Raw genomic sequence first — 830 nt, 5'->3', positions numbered from 1 at the left:
GCGGCGGTGAGGAATCCGACCGCCACGAGGGCGGCGACGCGGGAAGCGGCTGCGTAGGTCATCACATGTCCTTGGGTCAATGAGGAAGTCTGTTGGCGGCTCATGTGACCACGGACGGTGACTCCAGGCTTGATCAGCCGAAGGAGTGGTGACCCACCGGAAGGGTGGGCGGATCGCGCGCTGGGCGCGCTGACCGGCCGCGGTCGTCAGGCGCGACTAGTCAGGGGAGTAGGAGGGGTCGTCCGCGGCGTCGCGGACGACCAGGGTGGGGTCGCCGGGAAGGGCGACCCGCTGGGCCTGGGGCGCGGTGTGCACGGCCCTGGCCATGAGGAATCCGGCCGCACCGGGCGTGGGGAACGACGGAGCGGACGCACCGGTCGCGTCGGTCCCGGCCGAGTGCGGCGTACCGCCCGCGATGAGGCGGATCCGGTCGGCGGTCTCGCCGTCGTCGCCGGTGGCCGACACGTCGGCCGCCTCGGACGGAGCCGCGTTCCAGAGGGTCGCGGGCGAGACCACGGTCGTGGCCGGGTCGGACTTCGGGGTCTCGTCCCGGTCCCGTACCGCGTCCGGGGCGGCGGCCCCGGCCGTCTCGGGCAACGTGACGGGGTCGGTGCCGGCCTCGAGGACCGGCAGGTCGACGGGGACCGTACGGCGCACGGTGTCGCCGACCCCCTCCCCCGCGTCGGTCAGGCCCTCGGTGACCGTGTCGACCAGGCCGGTGCCGCGCAGGGAGTCATCGGTGGTCTCCACCACTCCCCGGCTCGCGCGGGCGACGCCGGTGACGAGTTCTCCGGCACCGCGTGCGGTGCCGTCGACGGCCCGGGCGGTGT

The 830-nt window shown here is 74.5% G+C and carries 1 pseudogene; it reads right to left on the bottom strand.

The features are described 5' to 3' along the window. Nucleotides 1-216: 216 nt before the first annotated feature. Nucleotides 217-830, bottom strand: a pseudogene (locus D471_RS40515) (hypothetical protein); the annotation flags it as partial.

The sequence above is a fragment of the Nocardiopsis lucentensis DSM 44048 genome (assembly GCF_000341125.1).
GTDB lineage: Bacteria > Actinomycetota > Actinomycetes > Streptosporangiales > Streptosporangiaceae > Nocardiopsis > Nocardiopsis lucentensis.
This window is presented reverse-complemented; position numbering and strand designations above follow the sequence as displayed.